The organism is Allobosea sp. GW821-FHT12C12 (genome assembly GCF_058807355.1).
The window spans coordinates 238,492-260,763 of the sequence record NZ_JBXAQP010000001.1; the positions used below are offsets into that span (position 1 = coordinate 238,492).

The window sequence follows — 22,272 nt, forward strand, 5'->3', positions numbered from 1 at the left end:
GTTAACCAATTGCGGCGAAATCCGGCAATCCGGCCGGTGTTGCCGGCGTGCATCGCCTCGGCCGCGCGACGATCATGGCTGCTTGGCGGAGCGCGTCCCCAACTCGTCCGCGAGCCGGTTGATCATCGCCTCCGGCAGCACGACCGAGCGCAGCAGCCAGCGCCCCCGCCGCAGGCCGAAATTCAGCCGGTAGCCGGTCATCTCGGGCTCGACCGCGAAACTGTCGAGGCCGGTGAAGCCCGACGCCATGAACAGCTGGAAGGCGCGACCGATGCCGTCGAGCGGCGGCAAGGCGGCGCTCTCGCCGACCAGAGCGCCGGCGGCCGAGCGGGTCCGCCCTTGGGCCAGCAGTTCCGTCAGCGCCTCGGGCGTCAGATAGTCGGCCACGATCGCGGCGACATAGCCGGTGGCGACGCCGCTGATCACCTGCCGTTTCAGCGGATCGAGATTGCGCAATTGCGGGTTGCGCGCGAGATAGGCCTGCACGATCTGGCGGGCGAAGCTGTTGCGCAGGCCGGCGACATCCATGCGCGCGATCGCGCCCGCGCTGTCGCCCGACTGGACGGCGAGCGCGAAGCGCGTCGCCGCGACATAGGGCGAGAGCCAGTAACCGACCAGCAGGACACCGGCCACGATCCCGGCGATCAGCCCGTAGCGCCTGCGTGTCCGCGCGACGCTCTCGTAAGCATCGTCGGTCAGGTGGTGGGTCATCACGGTCCTGTTCGCATCGCGCGGGCCTTCAGTGACGATAGGCCTGTGACGAGAAGACGGCGGGGCGGAGCAAAAGTTCCGCGCCGGCGTCCTCGTCTGAAGAGCGGCCTGCCGGCGACTCAGCGCGCGGCGGTCAGCAGCGGCGACCAGGTCGGGTCGGAAGCGAAGGCCGGCGTCGGCACCGGCGTCTCGACCCGGCCGGTGATGTCGACCATGTAGAGCTTGCCGCCGGACTGCCCGCCCGGATCGCGGAAGAACATGATGTACTGCCCGTTCGGAGCCCAGTTCGGAGCCTCGTTGTGGAAGCCCTCGGTGAGCAGGCGCTCGCCCGAGCCGTCTGGACGCATCACGCCGATGGCGAAGCCGCCGCCGGTGCGCTTGGTGAAGGCGATCAGGTCGCCGCGAGGCGACCAGGACGGCTGCGAGTAGGAGCCTTGCGCGAAGGAGAGCCGCTTGCCCTCGCCCCCGCTCGAAGGCATCACATAGAGCTGCTGCGAGCCGCCGCGATCGCTCTCGAAGACGATCTGCGCGCCGTCCGGCGAATAGGACGGCGAGGTGTCGATCGCGCCCGTCGAGGTCAGCCGCGTCGTCGAACGTGAGCCGATGTCCATGGCGTAGAGATTGGCGTTGCCGCCCTGCTGCAGGCTGAGCGCGATCTTGGCGCCGTTCGGCGAGAAGCGCGGGCTCGAGGTCATGTCCGGGAAATTGCCGACGATCTGTCGCTGGCCGGTCTCGATGTTGAGCACATGCACGCGCGGCTGTTCGCCGAGCCGCTGCGACATGTAGGTCACGTCCTGCGAGACCGGCGAATAGCGCGGCGTCACCACGGAGACCGACCCGTCGGTCAGATAGCGCACATTGGCGCCGTCCTGATCCATGATGGCGAGGCGCTTGCGGCGGTTCTCCTTCGAGCCCGATTCGTCGACGAAGACGACGCGCGTGTCGAAGAAGCCGCCGACGCCGGTGATCTTGCTGAAGATCGCGTCCGAGATGATGTGGCCGACGCGGCGGTTGTTGCTCGGATCGGTGAAATATTGCTGCCCGTCGGTCTGCGTGCCGGTGGTGACGTCCCAGAGCCGGAACTCGGCCTTGATCCGGCCGGACGCATCGCGCGAGACCCGGCCCGTCACCAGCGCCTGCACGCCCGCGGCCTTCCAGGCCTCGAACTGCGGCGCGGAATCGAAAGGCGGGTTCTTGTCGGGATGGCGGCCCTTCTCGATCGGCGTGAAATATCCGCAGCGCCGCAGGTTGTTGGTGATGACGCCGGAGATCAGCACGCCGCCTTCGCCCGCGAAATCCGCGATCGCGATCGGCAATGGCTGGAACGCGCCGCCGCGCAGGTCGATGACGAGCTCGGCTCGAGCCGCCGCGGGCTTGAAAACGCTGGCGGCGGGGATCAGCAGCGAGGCCCCGGCGAGCGCGAGCGCCCGGCGGCGGGTCGGCCCCGGCGAGGGGCGCTTCTTGGAGATGAGGGTCACAGCACGTCCCTTGCGTCGAAATTGACGACGACATCGCGCCAGTCGTCGTAATAGGCGGCGAACTGCGCCGGGATGCGCAGGGGCGCGCAGCGGCGTGTCGCGGTGAGAGCCGAATCGGCGGCCACCCTGAACAGCGGATCCGGCGAGGAGTTGACGACGCCGGGCTGGCCGACGAGCGAGCCGTCGGTGGCGAGCTTCATGCGCACCTGCGGAACCACCTGCGCCTTCGTGTTGGCGAGCGCGATCGGCACGTTCCAGCACTTCAGCAGCTGCTCCTGGATGATGCCGACGAGCTGCGCCCGAAGCGAGGGGCTGAGCTTCTGCGCGGCGCCGCGCTCGGTGCCGAGCGAGGCGGTGCGGTTGATCTGCGGCGCGGCCGAGCCGCTCGACTGCGCCTGCTCCTTCGACTGCAGCAGCCGGGCGATGTCGGTCGGGTTGAAGTTCTTGGCGATCTCGGCCTCGCGCTTCGCTTTCGCCTCGGCCTCCTGCCTGGCCTTGGCGGCAGCCGCGATCTTGGCCTTCTGCTCGGCCTCCTGCTTCGCCTTGGCGGCGGCCTCGGCCTTTTCCTTCGCGGCCTCGGCGGCCTCCGCCTTGGCCTGCGCTTCGGCCCTGGCCTTGGCCTGGGCCTCGGCGCGCGCCTGCGCCTCCGCTTCCGTCTTCGCCTTGGCCGCGGCCTTGGCGTCCTCCTCGGCCTTGCGCGCCTTGGAGGCGAGCTCGGCCTCCTCGGCGAGCTTGGCCAATTCGTCGCGGCGCTGCTGCGCCTCGGCCTGGGCCTGCGCCTCGCTCTTCTGCGGCGGCTGCTTCACGGGCTCCGGCGGCTTCACCTGCGGCTCGGTCTTCGGCAGCAGCGCGGCGCGCGAGGGCGGCGGCGGGGCGGATGCGTTGTCGTCGGCGGTCTTGAGCTCGACCGGGCGGCTCGGCGGGGCCGGCGTGTCGACCTTCGCCTCGCCAGCCTCCTTGCGCTCGACGATCTCGGCCCGGCGCTCGGCGCGCTGGATCGGCTGCGCCTCGACCTTCTCGGCCTTGCGCTCGCCGCGCGTGACCTGGTTCAGCGCGCTCGGATCGACCACCTCGACGGCGATCGCCTCCTCGTTCTCCGGCAAGGGCATGGGTGATGAAAACGCCAGAAGCCCCGCGACGAGAAACGTCGCGTGGCCCAGCGCGGACACCACCATGCCCGGTTCGGAGGTCTTGAGCTTCACGCCCTGAATATCCCCGCTCGCAACGAACTCAACGCGCCGGCTCGGTGACCAGCGCGACCTTTTTGAAGCCGGCGGAAGTGATCGTCGACATCACCGAGGCGACGCGGCCGTAGTCGACCATGCGGTCGCCGCGCACATAGATGCGCTGCTCGTAGCCCTGCCCGGTCAGCGTCTGGAGCTTGCCGACGAGGTCGGGCTCCAGCGTCGCCTGGTCCTGCAGGAAGATCTGGCCCTTGCCGTCGATGGCGATGGTGATCGGCTTCTGGTCGACGTTGATCGGCTTGGCGCCGGTCTGCGGCAGGTCGATCGGCACGCCGGTCGCGATCAGCGGGGCGGCGACCATGAAGATGATCAGCAGCACCAGCATCACGTCGATGAAGGGCGTCATGTTGATCTCGGCGATCGCGCCATGGCGGCGGCCGCGCCGGCCGCGCCGTCCCCCGGCCTTGGCTGCTGTGGACATGCCCATCGCGCCGTCCCCTCAAGCCGCCAGCCGCTCGTCGATCTGCCGCGACAGGATCGCGGAGAACTCGTCGGCGAAGGCTTCCAGCCGGCTCGAGGCCTTGGCGACCTCGGATTGCAGCTTGTTGTAGGCCATCAGCGCGGGGATCGCGGCGAACAGGCCGATCGCGGTGGCGAAGAGCGCCTCGGCGATGCCGGGCGCGACGACCGCGAGCGAGGAGTTCTTCGAGACCGCGATGGCGGTGAAGGAGTTCATGATGCCCCAGACCGTGCCGAACAGGCCGATGAAGGGCGCCGCCGAGGCGATGGTGGAGAGCACCAGGAGCTTGCCCTCCAGCCGCTCGGTCTCGCGCTGGATGGTGACGTCGAGCACCTTGTCGATGCGCTGCGACAGGCTAGCGACCGAGCGTCCGCCGTTCTCGAAGGAGCGCTTCCATTCGCGCATCGCGGCGACGAAGACGGCGGCCATGTCGTTGATCGGCTTCCCCGAGAGGTCGCGGTAGAGCTCCTCCAGCGAGCGGCCGGACCAGAACACCTCCTCGAAGGCGTCCATGTCCTTGCGCGTGCGGCGATAGAGCAGGGTCTTGTCGACGATGATCGACCAGCACCAGATCGAGGCCCCGAGCAGCCCGGTCATCACCAGCTTGACGACGATATGGGCGTTCCAGAACAACGCCCAGAACGACATGTCGATCTGCGGAGCCGCCTGCGCGACATCGGCCGGATTCATCTGGTCTTCCTTCTTGCATCGCGGCGAGGTCAGACCGAGAGCCGCAGCCTCCGGCCAAGTCCCGCCGCACGCGTCGCGGGATGACCCCGCGCCGCCGCCCGATCTGCGCTTACGGGAAACTGACAGGCCCTCAATCGCTCGGGAATCCGGCGAAAGATGGGCGCAAGCGGGGGTTTCCTGCGAAACGCATGCGTCCTTTCGAGTTAAGCCTCCAGCAAGGTTAATGCCGGGTATACATGGCGCATCCGCGACAGGACGGCTGCGAATGCGCGGCATGCGAAATGCCCGCCCCGGTTTCCCGGAGCGGGCGTCGCTATCGGCCGAACGGATCGGCGCGGTCGTTCAGGCGGCGGCCGGCGGCGCGGCGTCGCCGGCCCTGCGGTCGGCCATGAACTGGTCGAACTCGGCCTTGTCGCGGGCCATGCGCAGGCGGCCCAGGAAATCCTGGAACTCGCGCTGCTCGTCCTCCAGACGGCGCAACGTCTCGGCACGGTACTCGTCGAAGGCGCGGTTGCCGCTCGACGGGCCGCGATGCCAGCCGCCGCCGAAACCGCGCCCCCCGCTCTCGCCGCCGCCCATGCGCTGGCGCAGGCGGTCCATCTTCTCCTGCAGGCGGCTCATCCTGTATTCATGGCGCCCGGCGCCGGCATATCCGCATCCCATGCGTCCGCTCCAGATGACAAAGGCCAGGGTCGCCAGACCCAGAGGCCACCACACGATGAAACCGAGGACCGCGAAGGCGATCCAGGCCCCTCTCCCAAATTCGTCCAGTTTCGCGACGATCGGCATTTTTCTCTCCGTGACCACGTGAATGTAAATCACATTTACATAGATGGAGACCGCGATCCGGCTTGTCAAGGTCGTATCGGCATGTGAAATCCCACGCGCCTTCGGGCTCGCAATCCGGTCCGTGCGGCATCTCTCCGTCCGTCACTCCGGAGCGGGCCGCAGGCGCGAACCCGGACTCCACGACCGGGTGAGAGCGTCCGATGGCGACATGAGGGTTCGCCCGGTCGCGGGTTCCGGCCTCTTCGCCACGCGAAGCCGCGGAATGGCCGAGGAAGTCAGCCGCGCCCGTCGCGTCCCAGCCCCAGACCCTGCAGATAGACCAGCATCCCGGCCTCCAGCAACTCGGCAGCCGACATCGGCAGCGGGCGCCTGCCGCCATCGGCGCGGCCGAACAGGGCCGCCACGCCGTGCGACATCGCCCAGACATGCAGCGCCATCATCAGCGCGGGCGGGCGCTTGCTCGCCGGCAGCAGCGCGATCAGCGCCTCCGAAGCCGCGCGCAGGCCGTGGAAGGCGCGATCGGCGGCGGCGCGCAGTTCCGGGCTGGCGTCGAGCGGCACGCCGGCCTCGAACATCACCGAATAGTAGGCCGGCTCGTCATGGGCGAAGGCGAGATAGGCCCGGCCGAGCCGATGGAACGCCGTCTCGGGATCCGGCCGGCCCTGGTCCCAGGCGCGGGCGAGCGCGGTCTCGAATTCCTGGAAGCCGCGCGTCGCGACATCGGCGATCAGCGCGTCCTTGTCGCGATAGTGCCGGTAGGGCGCGGCAGGGCTGACGCCGGCCAAACGGGCGGCTTCGGCGAAGGTGAAGCCGTTGGGGCCCTTTTCGCCGATCAGCCCGAGCGCGGCGCGCACCAGCTCCTCCTTGAGGTTGCCGTGATGGTAGCCGCGCGGCGGATCGGGGTTGTGGCGCTTCCAGCTCATGTAACGAGCGCTAACATGGCGGCGGGACGGCGTCGACCACCCGATCGGGCGCGTTCAATCCGGCAGATTCATGCGCCGGCGCAGACCGTCGGGAATGCGCCGCGCGCGACCGCCGCCGAGGCAGGCGACGAGCACCCGCGCGGTGACCAGCACCTCGTCGCCGCGCAGGATGCGCTGCTCGACATCCATGGTCGCACCGCGCGCCGCGACCGAGCGCGTCTCGACGGTGAGGAGGTCGTCCATCACGGCCGGGCGGATGAAATCGATCGTCATCCTGCGGACCGCGAAGCCCAGCGCCATGCCGCCGTCGAGCAGTTCGCGCTGCTCGACGCCGAGCGAGCGGATCAGCTCGGTCCGGCCGCGCTCCATGAAGCGCAGATAGGAGGCGTGATAGACGACGCCGGAGAAATCGGTGTCCTCGTAGTAGACGCGGACGGGGAGGAGGTGGGGTGTGGGCTGTGAATGGAGCATCCGCATCAGGAATTGACTTCGTTCCGAAAGATCGCATCGCCAAGCAGCTTGCCGAGAAGGGCTTCCAATGTCTCGACATCAGTAAACCGCCTCCTCTCGACGACTCGCAGATTGGGACGATTGGTTTTCTTGCCAGTCGAATCGCCCTTCGGATGCTTCGCAATCTTTAGATCGTTGATGTCGGGCAATGGGTCACTAGGCAGCAATCCCCCGAACCAACGGTAGGACTTGATCGTCAGATCGTCGTCGAGAAGCATCCAGACCACGCATCCGCTCGGTTTGTCGGCGAGTCGCAAGCTGATATTGACCTTGGATGTCTTCGCTCCGACGCTTGCAGTCTTGAACTGAATGTGACGAACGATATCGCGGCAACTCAACACGAGGTCGTAGCCCCCGGCGTCGAACTCAGACCGAAGGATTTCTGCGTCATAAACTCCGCGCCGCCATAAGCAGCGCAGCAGTTCACCGATGAATAGATGCTCGGCAATCTTCTCGCGAAGAATCGAATTCAGGCTGTGCTCATCGCCACGACGGCTTGGTTCTGTTTCCAAATCGCCGCGCGCCTTGCCGGAATAGACGAGATCAAGCGGCATCCGGATCTGTCCTCGGCAGGGAGGCGGAAACCCTGTCGAGATGCTCGCGGACGGCGGACGGCGAAAAGTCGTTCACGTCGGCATCCCTTCGGCGATTTTGGCGCGGATCGCCGTCAGAGCAGCTTCGCGGCTACGTTCCCGCTCCAGCCACGGCTCCGTCGCAACCCGGACCACCTCCTCCGGGCTCGAAAATTCGCCGCTGCTGACGCGCGATGCGACAATCGCCTCGATATCCGGCGGCAGTCTGACCGTCATGCGTCACATCCTCCCGGAATGACGATACCGCGCTGGCAACCGGAGCGCCAAGGCTCACCCCTCCCCCCCATCCCCGAACAGCCCGAACTGCGCCGCGTCGCGCGCCGGCTCCGGCATGCCGAGATGCCTGAACGCATGCGGCGTCAGCAGCCGGCCGCGCGGGGTGCGCTGGATGAAGCCCTGCTGCAACAGGAAGGGCTCGATGATCTCCTCGATCGCGTCGCGCGGCTCCGAGAGCGAGGCGGCGATGGTCTCGATCCCGACCGGGCCGCCGCCGAAATTGATCGCGACCGTGGCGAGGTAGCGCCGGTCCATGGTGTCGAGCCCGATCGCGTCGACATCGAGCAGCGAGAGCGCCTTGTCGGCGACGGAGCGCGTCACCACCGGGTCGCCGTCGACGATGGCGAAGTCGCGCACCCGCCTGAGCAGGCGGCCGGCGATGCGCGGCGTCCCCCGCGAGCGCCGCGCGATCTCGTTGGCCCCGTCTTCCGACATGCCGACGCCGAGCACCCGCGCGCCGCGCGCCACGATGCCCTGCAACTCCTCGACGGTGTAGAACTGCAGCCGGATCGGAATGCCGAAGCGGTCGCGCAAAGGCGTCGTCAGCAGGCCCTGCCGGGTCGTCGCGCCGACGAGGGTGAATTTCGGCAGGTCGATCTTGACCGAACGGGCGGCCGGCCCCTCGCCGATGATCAGGTCGAGCTGGTAGTCCTCCATCGCCGGATAGAGGATCTCCTCCACCGCCGGGTTGAGCCGGTGGATCTCGTCGATGAAGAGCACGTCGCGCTCCTCGAGATTGGTCAGTTGCGCCGCGAGGTCGCCGGCCTTGGCGATCACCGGACCGGAGGTCGAGCGGAAATTGACGCCGAGCTCGCGCGCCACGATCTGCGCCAGCGTCGTCTTGCCCAGCCCCGGCGGCCCGACGAAGAGGACGTGGTCGAGCGCGTCGCCGCGCGACCTGGCGGCGTTGATGAAGACCTGAAGGTTCGCCCGCGCCGCCGCCTGGCCGGTAAAATCGGCGAGCGAGAGCGGCCGCAGCGAGGTCTCGCTGTCGTCGTCGCGGCGTTCGGGAGTGAGGAGGCCGGGACGGTGCGTCTCGCTCACAACCCGATCTCCAGCTCGAGCGCATCCCGCACCGGGATATCCTGATGCCCCGTCCTGATGATGCTCGGGATCACCGAGCGGTAATGGTCGATCGCCTCGATATAGAGCCCCGAAAAGCGGAAACCCTGCTTCTGGTAGAAGCCGAGCGCCGGCAGATTGTCGTTGGTCAGCATCGCGCGCAGTTTGAGCGCACCCCTGGATTTCGCCGCCGTCTTGACCGCCTCGAGCAGCCGGATCGCAGCGCCCTGCCCCGGCGACAGAGCGTGAAGCGCACATAGAACGGCGAGATCGCCGTCCATCGCCCAGCTCGCCACCGCCAGAAGCTCGCCGGACGAGGCGAAAAGGCCGGTCAGCGGCAGCTCGGCGCAGTCATAGACCTTCAGCCCAATCATCATCCGATGCGAGCCCCAATGGCGCTGCATCAGCGCCAGGAACGCCGACTTGTCTTCGATATCGCGGACAATCTCGGGAGAAGCCGAAGTCACTTCGCCAGCTCCTTCAGCCCGAGCCTGATCAGTTGCGCCGTGCCCGCCCCCTCGCCCGCCGCGCGCGACGCAGCGGCCACGGCCGCAACCGCCTGCGCCTGCGGATAGCCGAGATTGCCGAGCGCCGAGACCGCGTCCGCCACCGGCTGGGGGAGCTTGCGGTCTTCGAGCGCGCCGGCGAGTTGCGCGACGCCGGGATCGATATGGCCGAAGGCCGGCGCCTTGTCCTTGAGCTCGGCGCAGATGCGCTGGGCGAGTTTCGGACCGACGCCGGGCGCGCGCGCCACCGCAGCCTTGTCGCCGGTCGCGATCGCGGTCGCCAAAGCGCCGGGCTCCAGCGTGGACAGGATGGCGAGCGCGACCTTGGCGCCCACACCCTGCACCATCTGCATCAGCCGGAACCAGTCGCGCTCGTTGTCGGACAGGAAGCCGTAGAGCCGGATCGCGTCCTCGCGGACATGCGTCTCGATCGACAGCGCCGCCGCCTCGCCTTGCCTGGGCAGGCGCTGCAGGGTGCGCGACGAGCACTGCACGACATAGCCGACGCCCTGCACGTCGAGGATGACGAAATCCTCGCCATAGGAATCGATCAGCCCCTTGAGCTTGCCGATCATCGCGCCATGTGCCCCATCTGAATCGATTGTATCGCGTCAGGCGCTTGCGCGCATCTGCGCGGAGAGCACACGCAGGCCGCGATGCTGCGCATGGCAGATCGCGACCGCGAGCGCGTCGGCGGCGTCGGCGCTCTTCGCCTCTGCCCTGGGCAACAGCACGCGGATCATCGCCTGGATCTGCCGCTTGTCGGCGTGACCGACGCCGACCACCGTCTTCTTGACGAGGTTGGAGGCATATTCGGCGACGCCTAGACCCGCCAGCGCCGGCGCCAGCAGCGCGATGCCGCGCGCCTGGCCGAGCTTCAGCGCCGATTGCGGATCGCGGTTGACGAAGGTCTCCTCGACCGCGGCTTCCTCCGGCGCGTGAGCCGCGATCACCACGCCGAGCCCGTCATGCAACTGCCGCAGCCGCTGCGCCAGCGGCAGGTCCCGGTCGCTCTCGACGCAGCCGCAGGCGAGGAAGGACAGCTTGCTGCCCTCGCTGACGATGACGCCCCAGCCGGTCTTCCGGAGGCCTGGGTCGATGCCGAGAATGCGAATCGGTGGGATCATGTGGCGCTCACGCTAGCCTGTGGACATGGTTTGTTCCATGGCTCCCCTAACGATCGATGAGCGGCGCGCATCGGTCGCATCACAGGATCGGGGGTTGTGGCGAGGCGGGCTTCGCTGTTGGTGCGGAGACGCTCCGCCAGCCTTGGCCACATGACCCAGCTCCTCGCCCTCGCCTTTCCCGGGCTCGCGCCGTCCGGCATCGTCACGCTGATCGCGGCGACGCTGCTCGGCGGGCTGGTGCGCGGCTTCACCGGCTTCGGCTTCGCGATGGTGTTCATGCCGCTGGCGAGCCTGGTGATCGGCCCGGTCGCGGCGCTCGGGCTGATCTGGTTCATCGACGTGCTCTTCGCCGTGCCGATCGCGGCGCGCAACGCCCGGCAGGCCGAATGGCGCGAGGTCGCGCCGCTGCTGCTGACCGCGACGCTGGCGCTGCCGGCCGGCATCTGGCTGCTGATCTGGCTCGACCGCGAGACGATGCGCTGGCTGCTCGCCGGCCTGGTGCTTGGCGCGGTCGCGCTGATGGCGTCGGGCTGGCGTTATCACGGACGGCCCGGCATCCCGCTCTCGCTCGGCGTCGGCGTCTTGTCAGGCCTGTTCAACGGCATGGCGAGCATCGGCGGCATGCCGCTCGCGGTGTTCTGGCTCGGCGCGCAGCGCAACGACCGGCACAAGACCCGCGCCAACCTGCAGACCTTCTTCGGCCTTTCGACCCTGATCAGCGGCATGACGCTATGGCTGACCGGCATCCTGACCAAGGCGGCGCTACTGATGTCGCTGCCGCTGATCGCGGTCTACGGGCTGGGCATGTGGGCCGGGACGCATGCCTTCGGCCTTGCCACCGAAACGACGTTCCGGCGCATCGCCTACCTCGTGATCTTCTTGAGCGCGGCGGTCAGCCTGCCGCTCTGGGACGGGCTCATCGGCCGCTGAGCGGGAGCCGCGCCATGGCCCGGGCATGCCCGGCCATGGCGAGGATGCGCGGCGTCAGGCCGCCTTTTGCGCCCCGAAGGTCGGGTCGAGTTCGCCCTTGGCGTAGCGCTTGGCCATTTCGGCCGTGGTCGCGACGCGCTTGATCTTGCTCGCCTGGCCGGCGGTGTTGAACTCCTGAAGACGCAGCTTGCACAGCGTCGTCATCGCCTCCATGGCGGGCTTCAGATATTTGCGCGGATCGAACTCGCCAGGGTTCTCGGACAGAATCTTCCGGATCTGGCCGGTCATCGCCATGCGGTTGTCGGTGTCGATGTTGATCTTGCGGACGCCATGTTTGATGCCGCGCTGGATCTCGGCGACCGGCACGCCCCAGGTCTGGGGCATCTTGCCGCCATACTGGTTGATGATGTCCTGCAGATCCTGCGGCACCGAGGACGAGCCGTGCATGACGAGGTGCATGTTCGGCAGCTTGGCGTGGATCTCCTCGATGACATGCATCGCCAGGATCGCGCCGTCGGGCTTGCGCGTGAACTTGTAGGCGCCGTGCGAGGTGCCCATGGCGATGGCGAGCGCATCGACCTTGGTCTCGGCGACGAACTTCACCGCCTCCTCCGGATTGGTCAGGAGCTGGTCGTGGGAGAGCTTGCCCTCGAAGCCGTGGCCGTCCTCCTTCTCGCCCTCGCCGCTCTCCAGCGAGCCGAGCACGCCGAGCTCGCCCTCGACCGAGATGCCGCCGAGATGGGCCATCTCCGTCACCGTCTTCGTGACCTCGACATTGTAGTCCCAGTCGCCCGGCGTCTTGCCGTCGGCCTTGAGCGAGCCGTCCATCATGACGGAGGTGAAGCCGGCCTGGATCGCGGTCATGCAGGTCGCCGGCTCGTTGCCGTGATCGAGATGCACGCAGACCGGGATGTGGGGATAGATCTCGGTGACCGCGTCCATCATGTGCTTGAGCATGACATCGTTGGCGTAGGAACGCGCGCCGCGCGAGGCCTGGATGATGACCGGCGCGTCGGTCGCGTGCGCCGCGGCCATGATCGCCAGCGCCTGCTCCATGTTGTTGATGTTGAAGGCGGGCACGCCGTAGTCGTTCTCGGCGGCATGGTCGAGCAGTTGGCGGAGCGTGATGCGGGCCAAGGTATCCTCCCGGAGTGGCGTTTGCTTTCCGGGAGGATTTAGAGCGGATGCGCGGTCAAGGCAAAGCGAAAGCGGCGGGCAGGGTGAAGCTCTAGCGGCCCCGCGCTTCCAGAGCCGCGACGCGTTCCTCGACAGCGGCGAGGCCTTCGGCGAACTGTCCGGTCGTGGCCTTCGCCATGTCGAGCAGGCCAGCCGTGTCGCGACGCTGCTTACGAGCGAGTTCGCCAAGCTCGTCGAAGCGCTTATCATGATCGACAAGCTTCGCCTGAATGCTCTTCAGGATATCGAACGTCGCCGTCTGCACGTTCTCGCTCATTGATGCGCTACCTTCACAGAAAGCACGCAGAACAGGAACATAACATAAACGCAGCTTGCCGCAAGGGCAATCGGGAGATCTATCAGGCCTTCCGCAGCGCCTCGACACCCGGCAGCGGTTTGCCTTCCATCCACTCGAGAAAGGCTCCGCCCGCCGTCGAGACATAGCTCAGCTCGTCGGCCACGCCGGCATGGTTCATCGCCGCGACCGTGTCGCCGCCGCCAGCCACCGCGACCAGCTCGCCGGCCTCGACGCGTTCGGCCGCCGCCTTGGCGACAGTCACCGTAGCCGTGTCGAAGGGAGTGAGCTCGAACGCGCCGAACGGTCCGTTCCAGACCAGCGTCTTGACGGAATCGAGCTTCAGCACGACCTCGGCGACGCTCAGCGGGCCTGCGTCGAGGATCATCTCGTCGGCCGCGACCTCGCTCACGGGCACGACGCGATGGCCGGGATTGGCCTTGAACTCGCGCGCCACCAGCGCGTCGACCGGCAGCAGGATCTCGCAGCCGGCGGCCTTGGCCTTCTCCTCGATCGCGCGGGCGGTCGCGACAAGGTCGTGCTCGCAGAGCGACTTGCCGACATCGACGCCGCGCGCCGCCAGGAACGTGTTGGCCATGCCGCCGCCGATGGCGAGCACGTCGACCTTCTTCACGAGGTTGCCGAGCAGGTCGAGCTTGGTCGAGACCTTCGCGCCGCCGACGATCGCCATAACGGGCCGCGCCGGATTGTCGAGACCGGCCGAGAGCGCCTCCAGCTCCGCCTGCATGGTCCGGCCGGCATAGGCCGGCAGGACATGGGCGAGCCCCTCGGTCGAGGCGTGGGCCCGGTGCGCGGCGGAAAAGGCGTCGTTGACGAAGAGGTCGCCATTGGCGGCCAGCGCCTTGACGAAACTTTCGTCGTTCTTCTCGTCGCCGGCGTGGAAACGGGTGTTCTCCAGCAGCAGCACATCGCCGTTCTTGGCGGCGGCGACGGCCCTCGCGACGTCCTCGCCGACGCAGTCGTCGACGAAGGTCACCGGCTGGCCCAGCGCATGCGCCAGCGCCGGCACGACCTGTTTCAGGCTGTCCTTGGGGTCGCGGCCCTTGGGCCGGCCGAAATGCGCCAGCAGCACGACCTTGCCGCCCTTGGCCGAGATTTCGCGGATCGTCGGCAGGATGCGGTCGATCCGGGTCGTGTCGGAGACCTCGCCGTTCTCCATCGGCACGTTGAGATCGACCCGGACAAGCGCGCGCTTGCCCGCGAGATCGGCGTCGTCGAGCGTCTTGAAGCTCATCGCGGCAGCAGGCCCGGAATCACGCCCGGCACGCCGTATTTCAGCACGAGCACGGTGAGGACCACGGTCAGCACGGCGGTCACGATCGCGGTGGTGAACAGCGTCGCGCCACGCGGCGTCGCATCGACGCGCTCGCGCAATGCCGCGATCTCGCCGCGGATCGAGGCGAAGTCCATGGCGCCGGCGGCGGCGTCGACCTTCTGGGCGCTGCGCTCCAACGAGGCCTCGGCCCGGGTCAGGACCGCCTCGTAGCGGGCGAACTTCTCCTCGATGCGCGCCGCCTTCTCCTCGATGCGGGAGAGTTGGTCGAGCTGGCGCGGTTCCCTCGCGACGGGCGCCTCGGCCGGCGCGGCCGGCGTCGCCGTTCCCACGACATAGGGGGTGATAGGAGTAGGTACGGGGCTTACCGTGACTGGCTCTGCAACGGGCGGCTCGATACGCGCTGCGGCTTTCGGATCGGACATGATCATTTCCCGGCAAATCTGAAGATGGTGAAGACGATTGCAGCCCCGGCAGCCCAGGTGCTGACAACCATGGTGAGCAGCTGCCACATGGTTGGAATGTTTGACAGCTTACCGTCGATACGGGCGACATCGGCCTTCAATGTGGCGTAGTCGGCGGACTTTGGCAGATGTTTGAGTTCAGCCTCTATTCCAATGAGGCGCTCGTTGATTTTATCGAGCGTCGCGTTGGTTCGTTTCTGGCCCTCTTCCAAAACGATCACACGTTCCAACATGGGATCCTCCGGTCCAGCACCACTGCCATCGCCCGATTTGAACGGGACGATTTCACCCATCGATTTCGCTCCCTGCAGGATCGAGGAAGCTCAGTAAAAACTGTTCTACATGACCACAATTCGTGCATGCCAAGGTAACGGCATCCGCAGGCAGACTACGACCCGGGAGACGATCTCCCGGACCATAAAGCGGAATTGCCGTGGTGACACCGCGCTCGGGTTGATCGATCAATGCGAGACGCTGATTGCCGCACCGCACGCAAGCGATGTTGGGAAATCGGTGGAGCTATGAGATCGATCAGCTCTTGCTGACTCTTGCGCGCAGCCGTCATTCAGCCCCCTTGGGCAACTATATCAGCTTCGCCATCGCGACCGCCGTGTCGCTCATGCGGTTCGAGAAGCCCCACTCATTATCATACCAGGCCAGCACGCGGACGAACTTGTCGTCCATGACCTTGGTCTGGTCGAGCGCGAAGGTCGACGAGGCCGGGTCGTGGTTGAAGTCCATCGAGACGTTGGGCTGGTCGGTGATGGCGAGGATGCCCTTGAGCGGGCCGCGCCTGCTCGCCTTCAGGATCGCCCCGTTGACCTTCTCGACCGTGGTCCTGCGCTTGGAGATGAACTTGAAGTCGACCACCGAGACGTTGGGGGTCGGAACGCGGATCGAGGTGCCGTCGAGACGGCCCTTCAGCTCGGGGATGACGAGGCCGATCGCCTTGGCGGCGCCGGTCGAGGTCGGGATCATCGAGAGCGCCGCGGCGCGGCCGCGATAGAGATCCTTGTGCATCGTGTCGAGCGTCGGCTGGTCGCCGGTATAGGCATGGATCGTGGTCATGAAGCCCTTGTCGATGCCGATCGCGTCCTGCAGCACCTTCACGACGGGGGCCAGGCAGTTCGTGGTGCAGGACGCGTTCGAGACGACGAGGTGCTCGGCCGTCAGCGCGCCGTGGTTGACGCCGTAGACCACGGTGAGGTCGGCGCCGTCGCAGGGCGCCGAGACCAGCACGCGCCTGGCGCCGGCGGCGAGATGGGCGGCGGCCTTGTCGCGGGTGGTGAAGATGCCGGTGCATTCCAAGGCGATGTCGACGCCGAGCGTCTTGTGCGGCAGTTCCTTGGGGTCGCGGATCGCGGTGACCTTGATCGGGCCGCGGCCGACATCGATCGTGTCGCCCGAGACCGTCACCGTGCCCGGGAAGCGGCCATGGACGGAGTCGAAGCGGAAGAGATGGGCGTTGGTCTCGACCGGGCCGAGATCATTGATCGCGACGACCTCGATGTCCTTGCGCTTCGACTCGATGATCGCGCGCAGAACGTTGCGCCCGATGCGGCCGAAGCCGTTGATCGCCACCTTGACCGTCATCTCAATCCTCTCCTTCGCCGGTTCACGGCGCGCGAGCGCCATTCACGCGGGCAAATCGGCCAGAATGGGGCGAAGCGCAAGTGCTTTGCGCGCAGAAGACCCGCTCAGCGCGAATATCAGCCGTTATGCCGCTTCATGGCGGCCTCAACGATCGCCTCGGCCGTGATGCCGAAATGCCTGTAAACATCCTTGTAAGGGCCGCTCGCCCCGAAGGAGCGCATGCCGACGAAGCCGCCACCATGGCCGATCACCGCGTCCCAGCCGAAGCGGACGCCGGCCTCGACCGCGATCCGGATCGGCGCGCTACCGATCACGGCGGCCTGCGTCGCCTCGTCCTGCTCCAGCAGAAGTTCGAGCGACGGCACCGAGACGACGCGGGCGCGCACGCCCTTTTCCGCCAGGAGCTTGCGGGCGGCGACCGCGATCTCGACCTCCGAACCCGTGGCGAAGAGCGAGACCTGCGCCTTGCCGCCCTCGGCCGCCAGCAGTTCGTAGCCGCCGGCCGCGCTGCGGTTCTTCGCGCTCGCGTCGGTGCGCAACTGCGGCAGGTTCTGGCGGGAGAGCGCCAGCACGGTCGGCCCGTCGGCGCGCTCCAGCGCGAGCTGCCAGGCTTCGGCCGTCTCGACCGCGTCGGCCGGGCGGAACACACGCATCTTCGGCATCGCGCGCAGCGAGGCGAGATGCTCGACCGGCTGATGCGTCGGCCCGTCCTCGCCGAGGCCGATCGAATCATGAGTCATGACGTAAACGACCGGCAGTCCCATCAACGCGGCGAGCCGCATCGAAGGCCGGGCATAGTCGGCGAAGACCAGGAAGGTGCCGCCGGCGGCACGGAAGCCGCCATGCAGGGTGATGCCGTTCATCGCGGCGGCCATGCCGTGCTCGCGGATGCCGTAGCGGACATAGCGGCCCTTCGGCGTCTTCGGCGTGAAGTCCTCGGCCGCCTTGGTGCGGGTGTTGTTCGAGGGCGTGAGATCCGCCGAGCCCATCACCAGCTCCGGCATGACCGGCAGGATCGCTTCCAGCGCCAGCTCCGAGGCCTTGCGGGTCGCGACCGCCTGCGGGGCGGCGAGCAGCGCCTTCTTATGGGCGAGGATCGCCTTGTCGAGCCTGGCCGGCACGCCATGGATCTGGCGGCGGTCGAAATCGGCGCGCTTGCGCTCCGACAGCGCGCCATGGCGCGTCTTCCAGTCGGCATGCGCGCCGGCCCCGGCCGAGCCATGGCCGCGCCAGGCCTTCAGCACGTCGGCCGCGACCTCGAACGGCCCGCCGGCGATGCCGAGCTTCTGCTTGGCGGCGGCGAGCTCTTCCGCCCCCAGCGCCTCTCCATGCGCCTTGGAGGTGCCCTGCTTCTTGGGCGCGCCGAAGCCGATGATCGTCCTGCAGGCGATCATGGTCGGCTTGCTGGACTTCCGCGCCCGGCGGAGCGCGGCCTCGATCGCGTCTGGATCATGCCCGTCGACGCGCTCGGCGCGCCAGCCACAGGCCTTGAAGCGCGCGACCTGGTCGACCGAATCCGTGATCGTCAGCGGCCCGTCGATCGAGATGCCGTTATCGTCCCAGAGCACGATCAGCTTGGCGAGCTTCTGGTGCCCGGCGAGCGCGATCGCCTCCTGGCTGATGCCCTCCATCAGGTCGCCGTCGGAGGCGAGCACATAGGTGTGGTGGTCGACGACCTTCCTGCCGAACTCTCCGGCGAGCATGCGCTCGGCCATCGCCATGCCGACTGCCGTGGCGAGCCCCTGGCCGAGCGGGCCGGTGGTCGTCTCGATGCCGGCCGTCATGAAGTTCTCGGGATGCCCCGGCGTCTTCGATTCGAGCTGACGGAATTTCTTCAGATCGGCGAGCTCCATGCCCGGCACGCCGGTGAGATAGAGCAGCGCGTAGAGCAGCATCGAGCCGTGGCCGGCCGAGAGCACGAAGCGGTCGCGGTCGGGCCAGCGCGGATCGGCCGCGTCGTATTTCATGACCCGCGTGAACAGCACGGTCGCGACGTCGGCCGCGCCCATCGGCAGACCGGGATGGCCGGACTTAGCTTGCTCGACGCCGTCCATCGCGAGCGAGCGGATGGCGTTGGCGAGCTTGTCGTGCTGCTTGCGGTCGATCGTGGTCATGGCGTTCCGGGCTCCGTCTGGCGGATGGGCGGGTCCTGCGCGGGCGAGGCAGCGACGGTTCGATTCAGCGGCCGTGTCGGGCGGGCGGCCCGATTAGGCTGCCGCCTCGGCGTGAGTCAATTCGCGCCGGGCGACGCAACCGGGACGAGCCGCGTTCCGCGCCGGATGCCGCAACTCAGCGATCGCGGCCAAGCCCTTGGTTTCGGGTTGCTCCTTCCGGCTCCGATTCCCGCTTTGGGTCAGGATGCGCTAGGCTTCGTTACGAATCGTGTGAGCCGGCTTGGATCGGGACAAGGGGGAACGGCCGTGGCGAGCCTGATGCTGGACAATGCGCTGGCGCGACTCGACGGCGCGCTCGCTCAGTTGGAGGCCGCCGCCCGCCGCCGGATAGAGGCGGAACGCGGTCGCGCCCATCTCGAAACCGAGCTCACCCTGATGCAGGACGACCGCGCGCGGCTGGCGTCGGAGCTCGACGGCGCGATGGCGCGCGTCGCTCAGGTCGAGGGCGCCGCCCGCGAGGTCGAGCAGCGGCTGGAGCGGGCGATCAACGTCGTCGGCGCGGTGGTGGCGCGGGCGCAGGACCATGCGCAGCCGCCACAGCCGCATCTCGAGCACTGAGCGGGGAACCCGATGCCGCAGGTCAACGTCACCATCGCCGGCAAGGCCTACCGCATGGCCTGCGGCGAGGGCGAGGAGCCGCATCTGGAGGACCTCGCCCGGCTCTACGACGGCAAGATCGAGGAGATGCGCCAGGCTTTCGGCGAGATCGGCGACATGCGGCTGCATGTCATGGCGGCGCTGATGGTCGCCGACGAGGTCGCCGAACTCCGGCAGCGCGTCGCCGGGCTGGAGACGCGGCTGGCCGACCTCCATGGCGATGCGGGGGCGGCCGACCAGCGCCTCGCCGAGGTCGAGGACAAGGCGGCGCAGGCCCTGGTCGCGGCGGCCGAGCGGATCGAGACCGTGGCGAAGAGCCTGGTCGCGAATCCCGCCGGCTAAAAGCCCGAACGCGCACTGGCGCTTTGGCTCGCCCGAGCCTAGATTGATCGGGCTGGGCTGCCTGGTGCGTGCGAGGAACTGTATTCCCGGGCCCATACGACTCCCTAGGGAGCTGTCCCTGACCGGGTCCCTGGACTCGGACACACGGCGCCCACCTACTTCAGTAGGTGTCCCGGGATCGAAATCTCCACGGCCAAGGTGGCTCAGCGCTGTTTCCATGACGATGTCCCCCGACAACTCCGCCAGCCGCAAATCGGCCATGCGCGATGCCTCGCTGGCGCGCCGCGACGCGCTTGAGCTCGACGACCGCCTGATCTGGGACGAGGCGATTTGCGAGCGCGCGCTCGCACTGGCCGCCCTTGCCGCTGGTGGCCCCGTTTCCGCCTATTGGCCGATGCGCTCCGAGGCCGATCCGCGCCCGATCCTGGAGGGACTGCACGAGCGCGGCATGCCGCTCTGCCTGCCGGCCATCGTCGCCGGGCGCATGATCTTCCGGCGCTGGGCGCCGTGGGAGCCGATCGTTCCCGGCGGCTTCGGCACGCTGGTTCCGCAACCGGAACAGCCCATCGTGATTCCGACGATCCTGCTGGCGCCGCTGGCCGCCTTCGACCGGCGCGGCTACCGCATCGGCTACGGCAAGGGCCATTACGACGCGAAGCTCACCGAACTCGGTCCCGTCACCAGCATCGGCATCGCCTATGCCGCGCAGGAGATCGACGCGGTGCCTGACGAGCCCCATGACCGGCGGCTCGACTGGATCGTGACGGAAGCGGAAACGATCCGCTGCGGTTGATTCCGCCGCCGGGACGCGCCACGGAAGGGTGTCCGCAGCTGGCCCGGGTTTCCTCCCATGCGTTTTCTCTTTCTCGGCGACGTCGTCGGCCGCCCCGGGCGGATCGCCGTGCAGGAGCGCCTGCCGTCCCTGCGCGAGCGCTGGAGCCTCGACTGCGTCGTGATCAACGGCGAGAACGCGGCCGGCGGCTTCGGCATCACCGAGGCGATCTGCGACGAATTGCTGGCGGCCGGCGCCGACGCCGTGACGCTCGGCAACCATTCCTGGGACCAGCGCGAGGCGCTCGTCTTCATCGAGCGCCAGGACCGGCTGATCCGGCCGGCCAACTACCCGTCCGGCACGCCCGGCCGCGGCGCGAGCGTGATCGAGGCCCGCAACGGCGCGCGCGTGCTCGTCGTCAACGTCATGGGCCGCATCTTCATGGATGCGCTGGACGACCCCTTCGCCGCGATCGAGCGCGAATTGTCGGCCTGCCCGCTCGGCGAGGTCGCCGACGCCGTGATCGTCGACATCCATGCCGAGGCGACCAGCGAGAAGCAGGCGATGGCCTATTTCGTCGACGGGCGCGCCAGCCTTGTCGTCGGAACGCACACCCACACGCCGACCGCCGACACCCGCATCCTGTCCGCCGGCACCGCCTATCAGTCGGACGCCGGCATGTGCGGCGACTATGATTCGGTGCTCGGCATGCAGAAGGAGGAGCCGATCCGGCGCTTCCTGCAGAAGACGCCGGGCGCGCGCATGGAGCCCGCGACCGGCCCCGGCACGCTGTCGGGCGTCGCGGTCGAGATCGACGACGCGACCGGACTGGCGAAGGCGGTCTGGCCGGTCCGGATCGGGCCGCATCTCTCCGAGGCGCTGCCCGGCTGGGAGTAGCGGCCGTCAGGCGGCGTCGCTGCGGCGCATCAGGCTGTCGAAGGCTTCGGTCAGGGCGGATGCCTGCCGCGCCAGCGTGCCGGCGACGCCGAGCACCTCGGTGACGCCGTCCCCGGCCTGCTGGACCATGTCGCTGACGCCGCAGATCGTCTGCGCCACCTCCTGCGCGCCGAGCGCGGCCTGGCTGACGCTGCGCGCGATCTCGTCCGTGGCCGAGCGCTGCTCGTCGATGCCGCCGGCGATCGCCGAGGCGGTGCCGTTCATATGGCGCACGAAGGCGGCGATGCTCTCGATCGCGGCCACGGCCTCGCGGGTCGCCGCCTGCATCGCCGGCACCTGGGCGGCGATGTCGTCGGTCGCCTGGGCGGTGCGGGCCGAGAGCTGCTTGACCTCGGTCGCGACCACGGCGAAGCCGCGCCCGCTTTCGCCGGCCCGCGCCGCCTCGATCGTGGCGTTGAGCGCGAGCAGGTTGGTCTGGCTGGCGATGGCGCGGATGATCTCGACCATAGCCCCGATGGTTTCGGCCGAGCGCGCCAGGCTCTTGACGATGACGTCGGTCTTCACCGCCGCGGCGTTGGCGTCCTCGGCCATCGCGGCGGCGCGCGTGACCTCGCGCGCGACCTCGTCGAGCGAGATCGACAGTTCCGCGGTGGCGCTGGCGACGCTCTGGACGCTCGTCGAGGCGTCGTCCGAGGCGCGGACCGCGACGACGGAATGAGCGCCGGCGTCCTGGACCACGCCGTTCATCCTCCTGGCCAGGCTTTCGACCGCGCCGGCGCCGGCATGGACCGCGCCGACCACCTCGCGCACCGTGACCGCGAAGGCGGCGATCTCGCCGCGGGACTGCTCCCGGCTCTGGCGCTGGACCTCGGCATAGGTTTCGAGCAGCAGCTCGAGATCGAACTGCGTTGCCTTGTTCAACGCCGCGCGCACGGCGATGCGCCGCATGAAATCCTTGCGCTTCCAGAAGCCGTTCATCTTCTGAAGCGCGTCGCGATCGAGCCCCATCTCCTTGCCGATGTGGTTGGTCACGATGGCGTGGCAGATCGCGACCGCATAGGCCGGCACGCCATGGCGCTGGAAGGCCTGGGCCAGGCGCTCGGCCGATTCCATGAAGCCGTCGACGAGCTCCCCCGACACAAGCCTGATCCAGTGCGCGAGCCGGGCCTCGTGAACGTCCGGCGAGGCGAATGCGCGACGAATCTCGGGCCAGGGCTCGAAATGCGAATCGAGTTCGGGCAGCAGGGTCGGCAGGCGCGCATGCGCGAATCCGCCCTGCTTGCGCAGCAAGGCGAGGTCGGTCGGATCGATCTGGAAGGCGCGAAAGCGCTGATCCTGTTCCGTGATCGGAGAGTAAGGCACCGGGTTC

Annotated in this window: 27 protein-coding genes and 1 other RNA gene; 6 read left to right on the top strand and 22 right to left on the bottom strand. The window is 68.1% G+C overall.

Features of this window, described 5'->3' with window-relative positions; translation table 11 throughout:
* Nucleotides 1-72 precede the first annotated feature (72 nt).
* The 14 genes from AC1RRW_RS01275 to ruvC form a co-directional block, all read right to left on the bottom strand.
* Nucleotides 73-711, bottom strand: coding sequence for a DUF2939 domain-containing protein (locus AC1RRW_RS01275; RefSeq protein ID WP_492898405.1), 639 nt, complete (start codon nucleotides 709-711; stop codon nucleotides 73-75).
* A gap of 119 nt (nucleotides 712-830) precedes the next feature.
* A complete protein-coding gene (tolB, locus tag AC1RRW_RS01280) occupies nucleotides 831-2,180 on the bottom strand; it encodes a Tol-Pal system beta propeller repeat protein TolB (RefSeq protein WP_492899025.1) in 1,350 nt (449 codons plus the stop codon).
* Between the two features lie 5 nt (nucleotides 2,181-2,185).
* A complete protein-coding gene (tolA, locus tag AC1RRW_RS01285) occupies nucleotides 2,186-3,391 on the bottom strand; it encodes a cell envelope integrity protein TolA (RefSeq protein WP_492898407.1) in 1,206 nt (401 codons plus the stop codon).
* 28 nt (nucleotides 3,392-3,419) lie between these two features.
* On the bottom strand, nucleotides 3,420-3,860 hold the full coding sequence (tolR, locus tag AC1RRW_RS01290; RefSeq protein WP_492898409.1) for a protein TolR: 441 nt from the start codon (nucleotides 3,858-3,860) through the stop codon (nucleotides 3,420-3,422).
* Nucleotides 3,861-3,872: 12 nt separating this feature from the next.
* Entirely contained in the window at nucleotides 3,873-4,583 is a 711-nt protein-coding gene (gene tolQ / locus AC1RRW_RS01295) for a protein TolQ (protein WP_492898411.1), read from the bottom strand.
* Nucleotides 4,584-4,925: 342 nt separating this feature from the next.
* Nucleotides 4,926-5,372 carry a DUF2852 domain-containing protein gene (locus AC1RRW_RS01300; protein WP_492899026.1) on the bottom strand — a complete coding sequence of 149 codons (447 nt, stop codon included), beginning with the start codon at nucleotides 5,370-5,372 and terminating at the stop codon, nucleotides 4,926-4,928.
* 275 nt (nucleotides 5,373-5,647) lie between these two features.
* The gene (locus AC1RRW_RS01305) at nucleotides 5,648-6,295 is read right to left on the bottom strand and encodes a TetR/AcrR family transcriptional regulator (RefSeq protein WP_492898413.1); all 648 of its coding nucleotides are present in this window, start codon (nucleotides 6,293-6,295) and stop codon (nucleotides 5,648-5,650) included.
* Nucleotides 6,296-6,349: 54 nt separating this feature from the next.
* Complete coding sequence (ybgC, locus tag AC1RRW_RS01310; RefSeq protein WP_492898415.1) at nucleotides 6,350-6,766, bottom strand: tol-pal system-associated acyl-CoA thioesterase; 417 nt, start codon at nucleotides 6,764-6,766, stop codon at nucleotides 6,350-6,352.
* A 5-nt stretch (nucleotides 6,767-6,771) separates the two neighbouring features.
* Nucleotides 6,772-7,359 carry a hypothetical protein gene (locus AC1RRW_RS01315; protein WP_492898417.1) on the bottom strand — a complete coding sequence of 196 codons (588 nt, stop codon included), beginning with the start codon at nucleotides 7,357-7,359 and terminating at the stop codon, nucleotides 6,772-6,774.
* A 72-nt stretch (nucleotides 7,360-7,431) separates the two neighbouring features.
* Nucleotides 7,432-7,614, bottom strand: a complete 183-nt coding sequence (locus AC1RRW_RS01320; RefSeq protein WP_492898419.1) for a ribbon-helix-helix domain-containing protein — start codon at nucleotides 7,612-7,614, stop codon at nucleotides 7,432-7,434.
* A gap of 54 nt (nucleotides 7,615-7,668) precedes the next feature.
* Nucleotides 7,669-8,718, bottom strand: a complete 1,050-nt coding sequence (gene ruvB, locus AC1RRW_RS01325; protein ID WP_492898421.1) for a Holliday junction branch migration DNA helicase RuvB — start codon at nucleotides 8,716-8,718, stop codon at nucleotides 7,669-7,671.
* Nucleotides 8,715-9,203, bottom strand: coding sequence for a GNAT family N-acetyltransferase (locus tag AC1RRW_RS01330; protein ID WP_492898423.1), 489 nt, complete (start codon nucleotides 9,201-9,203; stop codon nucleotides 8,715-8,717). The genes ruvB and AC1RRW_RS01330 overlap by 4 nt, the downstream gene beginning before the upstream one ends.
* Nucleotides 9,200-9,817, bottom strand: a complete 618-nt coding sequence (gene ruvA, locus AC1RRW_RS01335) for a Holliday junction branch migration protein RuvA (RefSeq protein WP_492898425.1) — start codon at nucleotides 9,815-9,817, stop codon at nucleotides 9,200-9,202. The genes AC1RRW_RS01330 and ruvA overlap by 4 nt, the downstream gene beginning before the upstream one ends.
* A gap of 36 nt (nucleotides 9,818-9,853) precedes the next feature.
* Nucleotides 9,854-10,369, bottom strand: a complete 516-nt coding sequence (gene ruvC / locus AC1RRW_RS01340; protein ID WP_492898427.1) for a crossover junction endodeoxyribonuclease RuvC — start codon at nucleotides 10,367-10,369, stop codon at nucleotides 9,854-9,856.
* A 150-nt stretch (nucleotides 10,370-10,519) separates the two neighbouring features.
* Between ruvC and AC1RRW_RS01345 the strand changes: the two genes are divergently transcribed.
* A complete protein-coding gene (locus AC1RRW_RS01345; protein WP_492898429.1) occupies nucleotides 10,520-11,299 on the top strand; it encodes a sulfite exporter TauE/SafE family protein in 780 nt (259 codons plus the stop codon).
* A gap of 54 nt (nucleotides 11,300-11,353) precedes the next feature.
* Here the strand turns inward: AC1RRW_RS01345 and fba are convergent, their stop codons facing one another.
* The 7 genes from fba to tkt all read right to left on the bottom strand — a co-directional run bounded on the left by fba (nucleotide 11,354) and on the right by tkt (nucleotide 18,235).
* Entirely contained in the window at nucleotides 11,354-12,436 is a 1,083-nt protein-coding gene (gene fba, locus AC1RRW_RS01350) for a class II fructose-bisphosphate aldolase (protein ID WP_492898431.1), read from the bottom strand.
* A 91-nt stretch (nucleotides 12,437-12,527) separates the two neighbouring features.
* Nucleotides 12,528-12,752, bottom strand: a complete 225-nt coding sequence (locus AC1RRW_RS01355) for a hypothetical protein (RefSeq protein ID WP_492898433.1) — start codon at nucleotides 12,750-12,752, stop codon at nucleotides 12,528-12,530.
* 82 nt (nucleotides 12,753-12,834) lie between these two features.
* The gene (locus tag AC1RRW_RS01360) at nucleotides 12,835-14,025 is read right to left on the bottom strand and encodes a phosphoglycerate kinase (RefSeq protein WP_492898435.1); all 1,191 of its coding nucleotides are present in this window, start codon (nucleotides 14,023-14,025) and stop codon (nucleotides 12,835-12,837) included.
* The gene (locus AC1RRW_RS01365) at nucleotides 14,022-14,489 is read right to left on the bottom strand and encodes a hypothetical protein (protein ID WP_492898437.1); all 468 of its coding nucleotides are present in this window, start codon (nucleotides 14,487-14,489) and stop codon (nucleotides 14,022-14,024) included. Before AC1RRW_RS01365 ends, AC1RRW_RS01360 begins: the two co-directional genes overlap by 4 nt.
* A 2-nt stretch (nucleotides 14,490-14,491) precedes the next feature.
* The gene (locus AC1RRW_RS01370; RefSeq protein WP_492898439.1) at nucleotides 14,492-14,821 is read right to left on the bottom strand and encodes a hypothetical protein; all 330 of its coding nucleotides are present in this window, start codon (nucleotides 14,819-14,821) and stop codon (nucleotides 14,492-14,494) included.
* Nucleotides 14,822-15,110: 289 nt separating this feature from the next.
* Complete coding sequence (gene gap / locus AC1RRW_RS01375) at nucleotides 15,111-16,121, bottom strand: type I glyceraldehyde-3-phosphate dehydrogenase (RefSeq protein WP_492898441.1); 1,011 nt, start codon at nucleotides 16,119-16,121, stop codon at nucleotides 15,111-15,113.
* Nucleotides 16,122-16,237: 116 nt separating this feature from the next.
* Nucleotides 16,238-18,235, bottom strand: coding sequence for a transketolase (gene tkt / locus AC1RRW_RS01380; protein ID WP_492898443.1), 1,998 nt, complete (start codon nucleotides 18,233-18,235; stop codon nucleotides 16,238-16,240).
* A 306-nt stretch (nucleotides 18,236-18,541) separates the two neighbouring features.
* Here tkt and AC1RRW_RS01385 point away from each other — a divergent pair, with 306 nt between their 5' ends.
* The 5 genes from AC1RRW_RS01385 to AC1RRW_RS01405 all read left to right on the top strand — a co-directional run bounded on the left by AC1RRW_RS01385 (nucleotide 18,542) and on the right by AC1RRW_RS01405 (nucleotide 20,903).
* Nucleotides 18,542-18,853, top strand: a complete 312-nt coding sequence (locus AC1RRW_RS01385) for a DUF4164 domain-containing protein (RefSeq protein ID WP_492898445.1) — start codon at nucleotides 18,542-18,544, stop codon at nucleotides 18,851-18,853.
* Nucleotides 18,854-18,865: 12 nt separating this feature from the next.
* The gene (locus AC1RRW_RS01390) at nucleotides 18,866-19,234 is read left to right on the top strand and encodes a cell division protein ZapA (RefSeq protein WP_492898446.1); all 369 of its coding nucleotides are present in this window, start codon (nucleotides 18,866-18,868) and stop codon (nucleotides 19,232-19,234) included.
* A 51-nt stretch (nucleotides 19,235-19,285) separates the two neighbouring features.
* A non-coding RNA gene (gene ssrS, locus AC1RRW_RS01395) (6S RNA) lies at nucleotides 19,286-19,443 on the top strand.
* Nucleotides 19,444-19,451: 8 nt separating this feature from the next.
* Complete coding sequence (locus AC1RRW_RS01400; RefSeq protein ID WP_492898448.1) at nucleotides 19,452-20,027, top strand: 5-formyltetrahydrofolate cyclo-ligase; 576 nt, start codon at nucleotides 19,452-19,454, stop codon at nucleotides 20,025-20,027.
* A 57-nt stretch (nucleotides 20,028-20,084) separates the two neighbouring features.
* Nucleotides 20,085-20,903 carry a TIGR00282 family metallophosphoesterase gene (locus AC1RRW_RS01405; protein WP_492898450.1) on the top strand — a complete coding sequence of 273 codons (819 nt, stop codon included), beginning with the start codon at nucleotides 20,085-20,087 and terminating at the stop codon, nucleotides 20,901-20,903.
* 6 nt (nucleotides 20,904-20,909) lie between these two features.
* Here the strand turns inward: AC1RRW_RS01405 and AC1RRW_RS01410 are convergent, their stop codons facing one another.
* The gene (locus AC1RRW_RS01410) at nucleotides 20,910-22,265 is read right to left on the bottom strand and encodes a methyl-accepting chemotaxis protein (RefSeq protein WP_492898452.1); all 1,356 of its coding nucleotides are present in this window, start codon (nucleotides 22,263-22,265) and stop codon (nucleotides 20,910-20,912) included.
* Nucleotides 22,266-22,272: the final 7 nt, after the last annotated feature.

Excerpts from the sequence above, each read along its gene's own strand:
- AC1RRW_RS01275 (WP_492898405.1), bottom strand. The coding sequence starts at position 711 with ATGACCCACCACCTGACCGACGATGCTTACGAGAGCGTCGCGCGGACA.
- tolR (WP_492898409.1), bottom strand. The coding sequence starts at position 3,860 with ATGGGCATGTCCACAGCAGCCAAGGCCGGGGGACGGCGCGGCCGGCGC.
- tolQ (WP_492898411.1), bottom strand. The coding sequence starts at position 4,583 with ATGAATCCGGCCGATGTCGCGCAGGCGGCTCCGCAGATCGACATGTCG.
- AC1RRW_RS01300 (WP_492899026.1), bottom strand. The coding sequence starts at position 5,372 with ATGCCGATCGTCGCGAAACTGGACGAATTTGGGAGAGGGGCCTGGATC.
- AC1RRW_RS01305 (WP_492898413.1), bottom strand. The coding sequence starts at position 6,295 with ATGAGCTGGAAGCGCCACAACCCCGATCCGCCGCGCGGCTACCATCAC.
- ybgC (WP_492898415.1), bottom strand. The coding sequence starts at position 6,766 with ATGCTCCATTCACAGCCCACACCCCACCTCCTCCCCGTCCGCGTCTAC.
- AC1RRW_RS01315 (WP_492898417.1), bottom strand. The coding sequence starts at position 7,359 with ATGCCGCTTGATCTCGTCTATTCCGGCAAGGCGCGCGGCGATTTGGAA.
- AC1RRW_RS01320 (WP_492898419.1), bottom strand. The coding sequence starts at position 7,614 with ATGACGGTCAGACTGCCGCCGGATATCGAGGCGATTGTCGCATCGCGC.
- ruvA (WP_492898425.1), bottom strand. The coding sequence starts at position 9,817 with ATGATCGGCAAGCTCAAGGGGCTGATCGATTCCTATGGCGAGGATTTC.
- ruvC (WP_492898427.1), bottom strand. The coding sequence starts at position 10,369 with ATGATCCCACCGATTCGCATTCTCGGCATCGACCCAGGCCTCCGGAAG.
- AC1RRW_RS01345 (WP_492898429.1), top strand. The coding sequence starts at position 10,520 with ATGACCCAGCTCCTCGCCCTCGCCTTTCCCGGGCTCGCGCCGTCCGGC.
- AC1RRW_RS01355 (WP_492898433.1), bottom strand. The coding sequence starts at position 12,752 with ATGAGCGAGAACGTGCAGACGGCGACGTTCGATATCCTGAAGAGCATT.
- AC1RRW_RS01360 (WP_492898435.1), bottom strand. The coding sequence starts at position 14,025 with ATGAGCTTCAAGACGCTCGACGACGCCGATCTCGCGGGCAAGCGCGCG.
- AC1RRW_RS01365 (WP_492898437.1), bottom strand. The coding sequence starts at position 14,489 with ATGTCCGATCCGAAAGCCGCAGCGCGTATCGAGCCGCCCGTTGCAGAG.
- AC1RRW_RS01370 (WP_492898439.1), bottom strand. The coding sequence starts at position 14,821 with ATGGGTGAAATCGTCCCGTTCAAATCGGGCGATGGCAGTGGTGCTGGA.
- gap (WP_492898441.1), bottom strand. The coding sequence starts at position 16,121 with ATGACGGTCAAGGTGGCGATCAACGGCTTCGGCCGCATCGGGCGCAAC.
- tkt (WP_492898443.1), bottom strand. The coding sequence starts at position 18,235 with ATGACCACGATCGACCGCAAGCAGCACGACAAGCTCGCCAACGCCATC.
- AC1RRW_RS01390 (WP_492898446.1), top strand. The coding sequence starts at position 18,866 with ATGCCGCAGGTCAACGTCACCATCGCCGGCAAGGCCTACCGCATGGCC.
- AC1RRW_RS01400 (WP_492898448.1), top strand. The coding sequence starts at position 19,452 with ATGACGATGTCCCCCGACAACTCCGCCAGCCGCAAATCGGCCATGCGC.
- AC1RRW_RS01405 (WP_492898450.1), top strand. The coding sequence starts at position 20,085 with ATGCGTTTTCTCTTTCTCGGCGACGTCGTCGGCCGCCCCGGGCGGATC.